We start from the raw sequence: 13,843 nt of genomic DNA, 5'->3' as shown, positions 1-13,843 counted from the left end.
TGTAGATAACATTAATCGCAATCGCTTGCGCTCTTTTTTTGGACAACCGAAAAATCGGAAAAAAAGCTGTTTAGTTCTATTGAACTTTTCTCCATTTCAAATTAGCCCAATTGTTCAGTAGGCATTAAAATAAGACTCAGAGAGGTGAAACTACATATGAAAAATAATGAAAAACAGGCAGCAGGTAGTTCGTTGATTCCAGCTATTCAATCTGGTGATTTAATGAAACTTCTAGAAACTATTTTGAATAATCCTATGGCACATGTTAACCGTATTGATTTTTTATCAAAAATTTATGGTGTTAGCGAAGATGAGATTCGCAACGGGAGTATTACTATTAGTTTAAAAGAAAAGGAAACCATGGCCAAAGTCCGCATTCACAAAAATGTCATTGGAAGCTCCAGTCTTTCATTTGTCTCGGGTCTTCCTGGTGGGTTGGCCATGGCAGGAACAATTCCCGCAGATATTTTGCAGAACATGATTTATTCTATTAGGCTTATTCAAGAGCTTGCCTACATCTATGATTATGAAAATATTATTGATCAAGATGGTGAATTGAAGATTGACGGTTTAGTTTTATTTTTAGGTACAATGTTCAGCGCACAAGGTGCTGCATCTTTATTACGCGTAGCGAGTACAAACGCAGCAAAATATGCTTCAAAAAAAATTATGACAACAGCCTTAACTAAAACACTCTGGTATCCATTTATAAAAAATATCTCAAAAGTAGTTGCCTCAAAAACACTAACTAAAAAAGGACTTGCAAGCGCGGCTTCAAAAGCTATTCCTGTTATTGGGGGTATAGCTTCTGGTGGTCTTACAGCTGTTACCATGGAGCTAGCAGCGAAGAAGTTAAATAGAGAATTAATTAAAGGTTACAGTTCAAATTATAAAGAAGGTAATTTTAATAAAGATTTAGAAATCATTGAAGCCGAATTTGAAGAAATTACATCAACAGATAATACTAAAATTGTTTAAACTCCATAAATACAGAATAATAGCTTCCTACACGCGATATTGTCCACAAATTTAGTTTCTATTCTGTGTAAAAGACTATCTATGTTAGAATACTTGTAAGATAACTAGACTTTTTAGGAGGCTGCGATTATGGTTTATGATTTTACTACTGCTGTCAACAGATCACATACAGGTTCCGCTAAATGGCAACAAATGCATGACTGGAATCCTTCATTAGATGATAACATTTATCCTTTATCTATCGCTGATGTGGATATGAAAATGGCGCCTGAAATTATTCAAGGGCTTCAAAAATTTTTAGAAACAGCTATTTTGGGTTACGACCTACCTACCAAAGAGTATTTATCGGCTGTAAAAAATTGGATGAAAATCCAGCACCATTGGGAAATTGAAGACGATTGGATTCTGACTATACCTGGTGTAGTCACCTCCTTCTATCCTACTATCCGTTCATTCACTGATCCAGGAGATGGCGTATTGCTTTTATCACCTGTCTACTACCCTTTCTATGCAGCCATCGAAAAAACCGAACGCCATATTGTGAAAAGTGTCTTGATCCAAAAAGAGACACATTATGAAATCGACTTCGCAGATTTGGAAAAAAAAGCAAAAGACCCTGCGAATAAACTGCTCTTATTCTCCAATCCTCATAATCCAGTTGGAAGAGTGTGGTCCAAAGACGAATTGGCTAAAGTGATAGATATTTGTGTGGCGAATGATGTAATTGTTTTGGCAGACGAAATTCATCATGACCTCACCATGCCCGGGCATTCTTATACACCAATGGCTATAGCGACTGAAGACGCAGCTTCTATTTGTATCACCGCTACAGCTGTCAGCAAGTCTTTTAACTTAGCGGGACAAAAAAACTCCAACATCATTATTTCCAATCCAAATTTGCGCGAACGATTTTTAGAGGATATGGAAGTCACGGGTTTGGATGGCGGAACAAATGTGCTTGGGTTAAAAGCTACCGAATTGGCTTATACCGTAGGCGTACCTTGGTTAAAGGAATTCAAAGAACTGATTTGGCACAATCATCAAGAATTGAAACGCTATTTAAACCAAGAATTGCCTGAAGTAACGGTATTTGATTTAGAAGGAACGTTTTTGCAATGGCTGGATTTCAATGCTTTTGGGCTTTCGGCTAGTGAACTCGAAGAAGTTATGCACAAGGAAGCTTTGGTATTTGGGGATGAAGGATACATCTTTGGGACTGAAGGCAATGGTTTTGAACGCTTGAACCTTGCTGTGCCTACTAAAATTTTGATGGATGCACTTGAGCGTTTAGTTCATACAATGAAGAAATACCGTTAGTCAAATAAGGATGCAAACCACATTTAGTGGTTTGTATCCTTATTTATGGTGTACGGTATTATAAATTTTGGATAGCAAGAAACAGTCATGTATCAGCAAATAAGCAAGCTTGTAAATAAGTGAACAATATTCTATAATAGGTCCGTAGATAAAAAGTAAATAACCTTGTTAGGTGAGGCTACTGTACGAGAGATAGGCTGCTGCCCAGAAACGTCGAAAGACGCCAATGGGTTAACAGGAATTTTCGAATTAAGGAAATTCTTAATGCAGCTGGGGCAATCCCTATGCTGTACAGAGCTAAAACTCAACGAAGAGGTGCAGAAAATAGACAAAATAAACCATTTTGAAACGTGCTGCTCAGGCAGTCTTTTTGCACACTCTTCGGGGGCGTGCTTTTTTTGTTTTATAAATTTTTAGCGTTCATTCTAGAGTTGGGATCTTTCGCTATTTCATGGTGAGGCACTTTTTTATCGTGAAATGGAGGCCATTGTCTATAGAACTAAACGCTTAAAGTAGTAACGTTCTCTATTTTTTTAACGAACGAATTCTTTTAAGGAGGTGGTTTATATGGATCCGAATTCGGATAGTCGAAGGAGAAAGTTTGAATTAACGATACAAAAAAAAGAATGGCATCTAGTAAACCTTCCCGAAAGGAATGATCGGAATGAAAAAAATAGACACTAGAAAAAATAATTACTATGAGGCTGTCTTTAGAGCTGCTAAAGAAAACAATCGGAAGAGATTCCGGAGACTCTTCTTGAAACTCCATCTAAAAGACCAAGTAGAACTGTTTCACTTACTTTATCCTGAAAAGAAAAAGAAAATAGAGTCCTTTCTAGGCCCAGCAGAATTTGCAGAATTGTTCGAATGGATGGATCCAGCAGATCAAATAGAGGCTTATGAGGTATTCTCGCCAGAGTATACCGCCCATTTGTTTCCGTATATGGAATTAGATAATGTTGTGGCCTTTTTATCTTATTTTGATGAAGATGAAAAAAAAGTTCTTCTTAACTTACTCGAAGATACAGAGAGGAAAAAAGTGGAAGAAATGCTCTCCTATGAACCAGAGACTGCTGGTTCAATAATGACCAAAGGGATGGTAGTGGTTACTCTTGAACATACTATACAACAAACGATTGATTTAGTTCGTACTATTGCGAAAGCTACAGAATTGGTTTACTACTTCTATGTTCTGGATGATGCTGATCATTTAGTCGGAGTCGTATCACTAAGGGATCTCATCCTTCATTCGGAAGAAACAAAGCTGGCGGATATCATGCATACCCAACTGGCTTTCGTCCGAATCTACGATGACCAAGAAGAGGTGGCTCAAATCATTCAAGATTACGATCTGCTGGCTGTCCCCGTTTTGGATCAGAAAAATAAACTGATGGGGATCGTAACTGTAGATGACATCATGGATGTTTTAGTCGAAGAAACTAAGAAAGATTTTAATGAATTTTCAGCTATTCGAAAAAATCCGAAAAAAATAGAAAAAGGAGAAGAAAGTGCCTTTGAGATGGCTCGGCTTCGAATGCCATGGATTATCATCCTAGTTTTCCTAGGAATGATCAGTGCTTCTCTCATCAGTTCTTTTGAAGAAACACTCAACCAAGTAGTCATCCTTGCTGCTTTTATTCCTATTATCATGGACTCTGCCGGAAATGTCGGTACTCAATCACTTGCCATAGCTGTACGGAATATTTCCCAAGGAGAGGAAAGAAACCGGAAACAATTTTGGAAGACGATCTGGAAAGAATTTCTAGCAGGTACAATGATTGGAGGTGTCGCTGGAACAGTATTGGGAGTGGTAGCAGGTCTCTTCTATGGGAATCTCATTTTAGCACTGATCATTGGCATCTCGCTTTTCTTCACACTTAGTCTCTCCACAGTAGTTGGCGCGACTATTCCAATTGTTATTCACAAAATGAACATCGATCCAGCAATTGCCTCTGGTCCTTTTATCACCACTATCAACGATGCTTTGGGATTGCTGATTTATTTTAGTATAGCAACTGAGCTGCTTCATATTTTATAACAGTATGACTACTCAAGTTGTTCTTTTATCCCTTACAAACAAAGCTTCTTTTCAATAACTAAATTGAAAAGAAGCTTTGTTACTGTTTCTGAGAATATTTCCTTAAATTTGTGCGCGTTTTTGCAGTTCTGTGATAATAGCTCTTCCGTGTATAGCGGTGATCCAGATAAACATCAAGGTACTCAATAAAAGCGACAATTGGGATGGGAACAGCCATGTTGTCCAATTTAAAAACAAAAATGTCGTCGGCATAAATCCGAGCAGCGTTGCAGTCAACAGATACAACACATAATCTTCCACTTTTAAGCGAACGATTCGGACCGCGAAAAACATAGCTATTGTAGCAAATGTACAGATCAGCGGAATCGCATAAGTGGTAGACCAAGCACTCCAGCCCGATATATAATCCAAATACGCACAGACCAGTGAAGCAGATATGATCAAATAAACGATTCCTTTAGCTATATTTCTTCGTTTACGGATAATGATCAAGACAACTAACCATAAATTGACGATTCCAAATAAAGACCATTGCCAAACATTCAAGGGATCAGGAAAGAAAAATCCAGCTGTATAAAACCCAAGAATAATGACTACAGACGCCAACATCATCCATTTGAAAACTTTTTTCTTATTGAAACGTAAAGGAATATCCGGATAAGGGCTGCTTGCAGCTTCTGCTGACTCTACCGGATCTAATTGTTGGTGACAAAGCGGACATTCCGACCAGTCACCTTTAATATTTACCTGACAATGCGAACATCGTTTCACTCTTCATCACCTCTTAATTCTGAAGCTGTCACTTTATTTGCAGCAATCGTTACATCTACCCCAGATTTAGTCAGTTTCCGAACAAAGTTTTCTTGGATCTCTGTCTCTAAATAAGGCGACGTAAAAGAAATCGTCAAAGTTCCACCATGACTGATAACAGAAAATTGGGGTCTGACAGCAGACGTGTGGAAATAAAGCGCATGAACATAGGGATTCATCGATTGCGGCAATGACACTCGTCCGAGATTCGACATAGCCACTGTTAAATTTCGGTTGTTAAAGAAATTGATGATTTTTAACACACCATCTTTTAACGGACGCGGAATAACTCGGTTAAATGGATTGTATTCAAATGCGATCAATCGGCTTAACCGTTTTTCCAAATTTTCTTTGCTCAGCTGGTGCTGCATTTGTTTCGTCAAAGTATCACAGATTTTATTGATATCCACTTCTTTTTCTTGTGGATAAGTGTATTTTAATTTGACGGTACTAAAGAAATTACGGGCTGAATCGGAAGGATAAAATTGTCTTAAATTTACCGGAACGGATATTGCGATCGTTTCCCCAGAACGAAAATGTGGACTGGCTTCTCGAATAGCTTCAAAGTATACAGCAATCAAATACATAGTCAGCGTAGCATCTTGTTCATGAGCCAAATTCAGTACTGTTTTCACCGGCATCTCTAATTCAATAATTTTTGTTCGATTATCGGCTGTTTTCCTGCCGGTTATCCGATGTATTTTCCGTTTCCGACGTTTTCTTCTTTTCGTTGCCCACATCAATCTTCTCGCTTTTCGTCCATATTCAAATGCAGCATTTTTACTGCTTTTCACAAAACTGCGCACAGCAGATTGCGCTGAGTCCGTAAAATTTTGTTGTTCACTGTGGCTAAAATGGGTGACAAAGCTGTCTTCTAAGTGTTGTTGCTGGATTTCCCGTTGTTCTTTCATTAATTCTGCTTGCGTTTGAGGATGGCGCAATAAGATATACTCTTTCAGTAAATCTTCAAAGAACCACAGCGCTCCTGTTCCGTCACTCAAAACATGGAACACTTCCAAGTGAATGCGCTTATCATTGTAAATCACACGAAACAATAACTCTTTTTGATCAAAATGATACAGCGGCGAACAAGGTGTCAATACATCAGGAACTACTCGCGGTTGAATAGTCGTCTGTTGCAGGTAATACCAAAAAATTCCTCTTCTTAACACACTATGGTACAGCATATATTGTGCATACGTTTTTTCAAGCGCTTGTTGCAGCAGGACGGAATCGACCTCATTTTCCATTTCCGCACTCAACCGAAATACTTTGGTATCAGTGGTGGACATGGCTGCTAAAAAAATATTCGAAGCATTGTCTAGTCGCACCCATCCTTTTTGGTTGGTCGTTTCCTTCTTCTTCAAACTGACTCACCTCCAAACAACTAAAACTTTCCCTTTATCGATCAGTACTTAAAAATTCATTGATAATCTCATACGTTTCAACTACCGGTTCCACGAATTTTGGGTACGTAATAAACCCATGAACGGTTTCTTTTACTCGATGGATCCTCACTTTATTTCCAGCATCTCGTAATTTTTCTCCATAAGCTTCTCCTTCATCGCGAAGCGGATCAAACTCAGCTGTCACAATCAGTGTCTCCGGCTGTTTTGTCAGATCATCAGCTGATAAAGGAGAGATATATGGACTTTGACGCGTTGCCAATTCAGGAGCATACAATTCCATATATTCTTGCATCTTTTTGGCGGTCAACCCGTAGTCATATCCATTCGTACGAATAGATTCAAAAGGAGAGTTTTCTGTGTGATCCCAATACGTGACAGGGTACAGCAATATCTGCTTTGCTGGTACTATCCTGCCTTCATCTCGCAGTAACAGCGACACTGCAGCTATCAGATTGGCTCCCGCAGAATCTCCGATCAAGGTCAACTTAGAAACATCTGCCAATCGTGCCATTTCCAAATGATTCAGCAAGATGTCCACCACCTGATAGCAGTCTTCTAACCCGGCTGGATATGGATATTCAGGAGCTAAACGGTAATTTACCGAGTACACTACCCTCCCTGTTAAATCGGCCATATTGATACAAGTATTTGTATACGTATCGATGTTTCCAGTCACCCATCCTCCACCATGAACAAATAACAAAGCATCATCGTGCCGCAGCTCTTGAGGGCGAAATACTCTAACAGGGATATCGTGAGATTGATCCTTGGAATAAATTTTTTGATCTAAGATGATGTATCCCTTCTTAGGTTTTTTAGAAAAAATCTGCTGCATCTTTCGTACAAATTCATAATCTTCCTGCATATTGATTTTAGGGGAAGACATCATTTTCAACACAAATTTAAAAATGGGATTCATCAGTGTACTCCTTCTATATTTATATACGTGCTTTTTACTGTTTATCCATTAACACACGCATATAAATCTCAGCCTTTATCAGCTGGCCCTTTTTCCTAACAGAGCTCTACTTGCTTTTATTTTACTAGACTTGAGCCTAATTTGAAACAATCAACTCAATAAAGCTGATTTATTGACCTTCTCCTACTATTCTTGTTAAGCTGTTAATTGATTACGAATGTAAACGTTTCTGTTTACATTTGATAGGAGGAATCAGTTATGAATCGAAAAAACTTTTTACCATTTTTAGCGCTGTCTACTACTTTAGCTTTATCCGCTTGTTCTACAACAGAAGAAGCGGAAACAAATTCCTCAGAGTCCAGCAGTTCAATCGAGGAATCAAGTTCTATGGAAGAATCGGATATGGGACACATGATGCATGACGACTCTGGCGACATTCCAGAAGGACTTCAAGAAGCACAAGATCCCACCTATGCAGTTGGCGATACCGTGATGATCGAATCTGGACACATGCCTGGTATGAAAGGCGCAGAAGCTACTATTGTAGGAGCATTTGATACTGTTGCTTATGAAGTATCTTATGATCCAACGAACGGCGGCGACCGTGTAAAAAATCATAAATGGGTTGTATATGAAGAAATGGCAGAAGCTGGGGACTCGGCTCTAGAGCCAGGTACTGAAGTCACTTTGGAAGCTATGCACATGGAAGGCATGCAAGGAGCTGCTGCTACTATTGATGCAGCCAATCAAACTACGGTGTACATGGTCGACTACCAGCCTACTGATGGCAGTGAGACTGTGAAAAATCATAAATGGTTGACCGAAGATGAATTAGCTCCCGTTGAATAGGTGATAAACAGAATGGGTTGTCTCAATATGAGATAGCCTTTTTTCATATCACTCATTTACTCCCTTGGTCATATAAAAGTCCGCATGTACCTATAATCAGGAGGTGATTACTAGGTGATCAGGTCCCACTTCCTAATTCAGCTTATTGATAGTCTCGAATTGTGAAGTAGAACGTCTCTATTTCACAATTCCGCATGTAACCAACCTCGAATTATTAAGTAGACCACCTCTACTTCACATTCCCGCATGTAATCAATCTCGAATCTTTAAGTAGACCACCTCTACTTCACATTCCCGCATGTAATCAACCTCGAATTATTAAGTAGACCACCTCTACTTCACATTCACACATGTAATCAACCTCGAATTATTAAGTAGACCACCTCTACTTCACATTCACACATGTAACCAACCTCGAATCTTTAAGTATCTCTCGTCTTCTTCATAATTCCACTTATAATCAGCTGTGAATCATTAAATAGCCCCCCTTCTACTCTGCAACACAACAAAATCCCTTTTCGCTGATGGTTGCCCATTAGCGAAAAGGGATTTTACTTTGCTTTAGATCATGGAGTAACCCACAGAATCCACTACATCATCTCTATTCCAGCTTAATCTTCAAACTGCTTCCAAAATGTTTTTTTGTATCTCACCAATAACCCAGCAGAAAGACTCAGGGGCACCAGAACAATAGCAGCAGAAAACAGCATTTGGCCAATTGGCGGCAAAGCCAATAAAATAAATGAAACACCCACAACAGCCAAGACACCGAAGAAAACAGTAATAAAAATACTGATGGCTTGAACCCAAGTTCCAGCTCCTCTGCTAAAGAGTTCGGTTAGATTTTGCCAATCCAGATTAAGCAATCGATAATCGCGTACAAAATAAAAGTGGCTCAGTGCAAGAGTTCCGATCACAAGCCCGGCTAAGAAAAGTACTGCAAACAACAACGGGACTTGAAGGAATACCATTAATCCGATCGCCAATAACACCGGAATGATCAGTTCAATACCAAAGGCAAACAGAAATTTTTGTCTTAAATAGTGCTTCATTGAAAATGGCAGTGATTTGAGATACAAGAAGTTTTCCCGGTCTAAAGAAATGATGACTCCGACAATCGACACCGCATTTAAGGTGAAAAACGTATAAATAAATCCGCCAAAGAAAAATACCGGCCAAAATAATGTTGGAATAGCCGCTAAATCAGGACTGTTAACTAAAGTCGGTCCGATCACCACCAAGGGCAATAGGAGTTTTGAACTCAGAAATTGCATCATTAATGTTCCATCCTGAATGATTCCAAGATTGTATTTAAACAAGGTCTGATTGACTGAAGCAGGATGCTGAGCAGCAACTCCCTTTTTTTTCCTTTTGGTTTGTTTCTTGGGACGGCTGGATGATGTTGTCGAGACGGCATGTTCAGCTTGATAAAAAGAAGGCACAACCCATCTGATCACCACAAATGCCAGAATTGCCAACACCACTACCCAACCCAGGATACCAACCCAAGCTGCTGCATCTCCTGGAGTTAAAAAAATCTGGTGGAATGCTCCTAGAAAAGGAATCACAGACATATCCGGAATGATCCCTTGAGCTGTTTCAGCAGATGTCGTCGCTCGGTTGGAAAGGAAATAGACCGATACCACCATTCCAATGCTGGATAAACTGTATAAAGCAGTGATTACGCCTTGTTTGTGCTGTGTAAACAAAGGCAGCTTCGTAATGAGATGCACCAGTACAATCGAAAACGCTAAAACTACTGTTATCATCAGCAAAAATAGAACTACTGAACCCGGCAGCAAGAATAGCAAAGCATTCCCTGCATCCAACACTAACAAAAACATCAAAATCCAAACAGGGACCAAATATGGAAGCAGCATAAAAATCAACACAGCTGCTTTTGCTGCAAACAATTCACTCGCTTTAAAAGGGAGCGGCAGATAATGGGACAAGTCTTTTGAATCGTAAAAAAGATTAAAAATCAGGTAAAAGCCTTGGAGCACAGACATTAAAATAATCGTGCCCATAAAAGACGTAAACATGCCCGGGTAGTGGACCAGATCTATATTGGAAAACATAAAACCAAATAAGAAGATAAAAATAGCCAGCAATAAAACATTTTGTCCAAGGATGTATGTATAAGCCGATAACTTAGAAGGGGCTCCTTTTTTGACCTCTTTATTACGCCGCTTTTCGATCATCTGCGGATTAGCGTAAATCATATTGACTTTAGCCAACTCCACCGTTTGTTTCATCCGCATACGTTCATCCTCTCCCTTCAGGTTCCACTGAAACAGCAGTTGGATTTTCTCCTGGTTGTCTGCCCGCCATTTTCAAATAAATGGTTTCAAGAGATTGGTGTTCGTTTTGGGCTTGCAAATCTTCAATCGTTCCATCGTACAAGACTTCTCCCTGTTTAAGGATAGCGATATGATCGCAAATTTGTTGCGCCGTATCCAATACATGAGTCGAAAACAAGACGATATTGCCTGCAGCAGCGTGCTGCTTCATCATTTCTTTTAAATCAAACACTGCTTGCGGATCTAACCCTGTCATCGGTTCGTCTAAAATCCAAATATCCGGATTCGACAGCAAGGCCCCAATGATAAACGTTTTTTGTCGCATCCCGTGTGAGAAAGAATTGATGACTCCGTATTGATTTTCTGTCATATCGAACAACTCAAGCAATGCCGTCAATTTATCTTGATAGCTGTCAGGTGTCACCTCGTATGCAGTCGCCATCAGATTCCAATATTCCGTTGCTGTCAAACGTAAAAACATATTTGGCGAATCCGGCACATAACCGATTTTGCTTTTGATCGCCAAGCGATGGTCTGTCAATTTTTCTCCATCTACCAAAATTTCTCCTGCAGTAGGATCGATGATACTTACCAACGACTTGATTGCTGTCGATTTACCGGCTCCATTATGACCGATCAATCCAAAAATTTCCCCCGGTTGGATCGCTAACGTGACATTTTTTAATGCTTGTTTCTGCCCATAATTTTTGGACACATTTCTAAATTCAATCATCTGTATTTTTCTCCCTTTCCAACTTACCCTTTTGCTCAGTATGTCAAAAAACGCCTGAAGAATCAAGTAAACAATTAACCCCATAATGCAACATTATGGGGTTAGTTGACTGATTTGCATCAATTCATTAAGTTTTCTACTTCATTCCACAGCGAATTGATCCCCGCTTCCATAGTTCCTATGATACCTTCTGTACGATTGATTTTATTTTCAAATCTAGTCTTCGCATCATTCAAAGCATCTAGATTTTCATCGATCGCATGAATGGTCTCTTGGAGACTCCCATTAAGTACATCGTCCACTAGCATAGGTTCGTATTCATTAGCGTATAGATTACCTGTCCAATTGCTGTAAGATTCATTGGCTACCGCTTGAACAGTGCTTTTTTCATTGATCAAATTCTCTTTTTCGTTTGCCATCTCATTGTAGATCTGTTCGATCTCAGTGATTTTTTGATTGTATGCATCAATTCTTTGACGGTCATCTTCAATCGTGTTCTGATATTGGTGGATTCTGTTTTTTAGATCCTCTATTAGCCCCATCAAATTACCTCCTTCGTTGTGACTCAGGTCAACTTCTGTAATTGAGAAAGAGAAATCTGGATCGTGTCATTATCAGCTTCCAATAAGTCCGCTTCTCTTCCTTCAGGGACACTGATCAATATCGGCATCGAGGACTGGACAGGGATTTCTCCAAACTCTTCTTTCGTGATGCGAAACAAGGTGTTTTGCCAGATTGTTTGATCTCCAATTTGCACATCAAGAACAAACGAAAAATCTTCTATTGGTTCTCCTGTTCGATTGGTTGCCATAAATAATGCCTGATACGGTTTTGTTTCTATTAAGTATCCCGTATACGTTAAATTAAACAGTCCAGCAACTCCAATATCCGATAGGCTGTCCAAGTACTCTTGCGCAAGAGCCACAATAGGATTGTTTTCGGGTTTCTCTGCTTTGGAACTTTTTGGTAGGATAAGCTGGATCGCTTTATCGGTTGCCATACTTTCACTCACTTTCGTTGATTAGTTGTCTGTTAAAATAGGTCTTGATCACCAAGGAAAATCAAACGTAAATGTGGGGAAGTTGAGTTTCAAGTTCAGTCCTAAACCTAATTTTCCGCCTAGTTCCAGTGAAGTAGCATTTAGATTCAATGGTCCAAATTCAGATACATTTTGTGTTTCGATATAAGCTGCTGCACCTGCGCTCCAGCCTCCAGAAGCCTCGAGATCTGCTCCAAATAATGAAACTTTGTCCTTGATTGTGTTTCCGTTTGAATCTTTCGTTTCCATCTCAATATCAAAGGCAGATAAACCTAAACTTGCCGATGCTTCCCAGATAGATGCGTCTCCTCTCAGGCCGGCTGCATAGTTGTTTTGATCCTCGTACATAGCCGATACAGTTCCCCCCGCAGTCGCTCCTTCAGCTCCTGCTTTTCCTTCAGCATTCAACAAGTCATTGCCAAGTCTTGCTCTACTTTGAATATTAGCTGCACCAACTTCTCCATCAAGGTGAATCCCTCTTTTATCAGATTCACCTATCAGCGATCCGAATTCAGCTGTACCATTGGCATAGCCGCCTCTTCCCACCACGTTAGCTTCAGCAATTCCGCCTAGTTCTGCATTTACATTTCCTTCAATGAGGGCAGCGTCTCCGGAAGCTGAATAAACTCCATTGTCTACTCCCGCTTGATAACTGTAATTTGGCAGTGCATATCCGGCTGCGATATATGTGTCTGTTGCCAGCCCAGCAGCCCATTGTCCTTCTCCAATCGCTTGGGAATCAGCCGTGTAGAAAAACGGATCTTCTATCAATTTGTTGTCGATAGCTGTGGTAGGTTCTGTTTTGTACCACGATTCATTGGCTATATTGCCCACTCGGTCTAACGCAATAGCTCCTTGGCTGTCGTAATAGTTTTCTGAAATATTCGTGATGCTGTTGGTCAACTCTTGAATCCGTTCATAAATGGATTCAGCTGTTGCCAAAGCAGTGTCATCTGTTTCAGATAAGCCATAGACCGTGTCCGTTAAAAATACCAATACGGCTTGAAAATCGGTATCCAACGTGTTGCTTTGGATATCTGTTACTGGAATGTATTCAGCAGCTCGGGTATTCAACGTCTCTACCCGCGTTGTGATTGCCGAAGTATTTCGCTGCTCTCTCGCTACACTCTGCTCAGCAGACTCTAAATCATCCGTTGCTACTTTCCCATTCGCATCACTTTCAAAACCTAAATAAGCCTCTTTGATTTCATTGATGGCTGTTTTTATTTCTTCTAGTATATTCATAAACATATTGATGTGATGGATCGTCGATAGTCGAATGTATTGTTTGTAACTATCCGCTGCTGCTCCTTTAAAACTCGTTGTCTCTGTCAACACATAGGCACTTTTGTACTGCGTATAAAATAAGTCCTCCAATGTTAAAGCTTGATCTGTTGCTTCTGTTGTCAGATTTTCAATTTCTTCGTTATTTAATAAAGCCATATGTGCAC

Annotated in this window: 12 protein-coding genes and 1 riboswitch; of the genes, 4 read left to right on the top strand and 8 right to left on the bottom strand. The window is 39.7% G+C overall.

Annotated elements, in window-relative coordinates:
• Nucleotides 1–156: 156 nt before the first annotated feature.
• From ACEN36_RS11685 to mgtE, 3 genes are all read left to right on the top strand, one after another.
• Nucleotides 157–978 carry a bacteriochlorophyll 4-vinyl reductase gene (locus tag ACEN36_RS11685; protein ID WP_131832567.1) on the top strand — a complete coding sequence of 274 codons (822 nt, stop codon included), beginning with the start codon at nt 157–159 and terminating at the stop codon, nt 976–978.
• Between the two features lie 129 nt (nt 979–1,107).
• On the top strand, nt 1,108–2,295 hold the full coding sequence (locus ACEN36_RS11680; RefSeq protein ID WP_407126638.1) for a MalY/PatB family protein: 1,188 nt from the start codon (nt 1,108–1,110) through the stop codon (nt 2,293–2,295).
• 157 nt (nt 2,296–2,452) lie between these two features.
• Nucleotides 2,453–2,617: riboswitch (M-box (ykoK) riboswitch) on the top strand.
• 342 nt (nt 2,618–2,959) lie between these two features.
• Entirely contained in the window at nt 2,960–4,333 is a 1,374-nt protein-coding gene (gene mgtE, locus ACEN36_RS11675; RefSeq protein WP_407126636.1) for a magnesium transporter, read from the top strand.
• 102 nt (nt 4,334–4,435) lie between these two features.
• On the opposite strand, the gene ACEN36_RS11670 is transcribed toward mgtE, so the two are convergent.
• From ACEN36_RS11670 to ACEN36_RS11660, 3 genes are read right to left on the bottom strand one after another with little or no spacing between them, the layout of a single operon-like run.
• Nucleotides 4,436–5,104 carry a DUF6320 domain-containing protein gene (locus ACEN36_RS11670; RefSeq protein ID WP_407103203.1) on the bottom strand — a complete coding sequence of 223 codons (669 nt, stop codon included), beginning with the start codon at nt 5,102–5,104 and terminating at the stop codon, nt 4,436–4,438.
• Complete coding sequence (locus ACEN36_RS11665) at nt 5,101–6,510, bottom strand: alcohol acetyltransferase (RefSeq protein ID WP_407103202.1); 1,410 nt, start codon at nt 6,508–6,510, stop codon at nt 5,101–5,103. Before ACEN36_RS11665 ends, ACEN36_RS11670 begins: the two co-directional genes overlap by 4 nt.
• 34 nt (nt 6,511–6,544) lie before the next feature.
• Nucleotides 6,545–7,471: an alpha/beta hydrolase gene (locus ACEN36_RS11660; protein WP_407097492.1), complete on the bottom strand. Its 927-nt coding sequence runs from the start codon at nt 7,469–7,471 to the stop codon at nt 6,545–6,547.
• A 258-nt stretch (nt 7,472–7,729) separates the two neighbouring features.
• On the opposite strand from ACEN36_RS11660, the gene ACEN36_RS11655 reads away from it, so the two are divergent.
• Nucleotides 7,730–8,320, top strand: a complete 591-nt coding sequence (locus ACEN36_RS11655) for a YdhK family protein (RefSeq protein ID WP_407126634.1) — start codon at nt 7,730–7,732, stop codon at nt 8,318–8,320.
• A 611-nt stretch (nt 8,321–8,931) separates the two neighbouring features.
• Here the strand turns inward: ACEN36_RS11655 and ACEN36_RS11650 are convergent.
• From ACEN36_RS11650 to ACEN36_RS11630, 5 genes are all read right to left on the bottom strand, one after another.
• Nucleotides 8,932–10,581 (bottom strand): hypothetical protein, encoded by a 1,650-nt coding sequence (locus ACEN36_RS11650; RefSeq protein ID WP_407126633.1) that lies wholly within the window; start codon nt 10,579–10,581, stop codon nt 8,932–8,934.
• Between the two features lie 4 nt (nt 10,582–10,585).
• A complete protein-coding gene (locus ACEN36_RS11645; RefSeq protein WP_079650479.1) occupies nt 10,586–11,353 on the bottom strand; it encodes an ABC transporter ATP-binding protein in 768 nt (255 codons plus the stop codon).
• A gap of 119 nt (nt 11,354–11,472) precedes the next feature.
• Complete coding sequence (locus ACEN36_RS11640; RefSeq protein WP_407126631.1) at nt 11,473–11,895, bottom strand: hypothetical protein; 423 nt, start codon at nt 11,893–11,895, stop codon at nt 11,473–11,475.
• 23 nt (nt 11,896–11,918) lie between these two features.
• On the bottom strand, nt 11,919–12,353 hold the full coding sequence (locus tag ACEN36_RS11635; protein ID WP_407097487.1) for a hypothetical protein: 435 nt from the start codon (nt 12,351–12,353) through the stop codon (nt 11,919–11,921).
• Between the two features lie 48 nt (nt 12,354–12,401).
• Nucleotides 12,402–13,835, bottom strand: a complete 1,434-nt coding sequence (locus tag ACEN36_RS11630) for a T7SS effector LXG polymorphic toxin (protein ID WP_407126630.1) — start codon at nt 13,833–13,835, stop codon at nt 12,402–12,404.
• Nucleotides 13,836–13,843: the final 8 nt, after the last annotated feature.

This window comes from Desemzia sp. FAM 23989 (assembly GCF_045528345.1).
Lineage (GTDB): Bacteria > Bacillota > Bacilli > Lactobacillales > Carnobacteriaceae > Desemzia.
Note: the sequence above shows the minus strand (reverse complement) of the source record. Positions and strands in the feature narration are given on the sequence as shown.

Excerpts from the sequence above, each read along its gene's own strand:
- ACEN36_RS11685 (WP_131832567.1), top strand. The coding sequence starts at position 157 with ATGAAAAATAATGAAAAACAGGCAGCAGGTAGTTCGTTGATTCCAGCT.
- mgtE (WP_407126636.1), top strand. The coding sequence starts at position 2,960 with ATGAAAAAAATAGACACTAGAAAAAATAATTACTATGAGGCTGTCTTT.
- ACEN36_RS11630 (WP_407126630.1), bottom strand. The coding sequence starts at position 13,835 with ATGGCTTTATTAAATAACGAAGAAATTGAAAATCTGACAACAGAAGCA.
- ACEN36_RS11640 (WP_407126631.1), bottom strand. The coding sequence starts at position 11,895 with ATGGGGCTAATAGAGGATCTAAAAAACAGAATCCACCAATATCAGAAC.
- ACEN36_RS11655 (WP_407126634.1), top strand. The coding sequence starts at position 7,730 with ATGAATCGAAAAAACTTTTTACCATTTTTAGCGCTGTCTACTACTTTA.
- ACEN36_RS11660 (WP_407097492.1), bottom strand. The coding sequence starts at position 7,471 with ATGAATCCCATTTTTAAATTTGTGTTGAAAATGATGTCTTCCCCTAAA.
- ACEN36_RS11635 (WP_407097487.1), bottom strand. The coding sequence starts at position 12,353 with ATGGCAACCGATAAAGCGATCCAGCTTATCCTACCAAAAAGTTCCAAA.
- ACEN36_RS11650 (WP_407126633.1), bottom strand. The coding sequence starts at position 10,581 with ATGCGGATGAAACAAACGGTGGAGTTGGCTAAAGTCAATATGATTTAC.
- ACEN36_RS11645 (WP_079650479.1), bottom strand. The coding sequence starts at position 11,353 with ATGATTGAATTTAGAAATGTGTCCAAAAATTATGGGCAGAAACAAGCA.
- ACEN36_RS11680 (WP_407126638.1), top strand. The coding sequence starts at position 1,108 with ATGGTTTATGATTTTACTACTGCTGTCAACAGATCACATACAGGTTCC.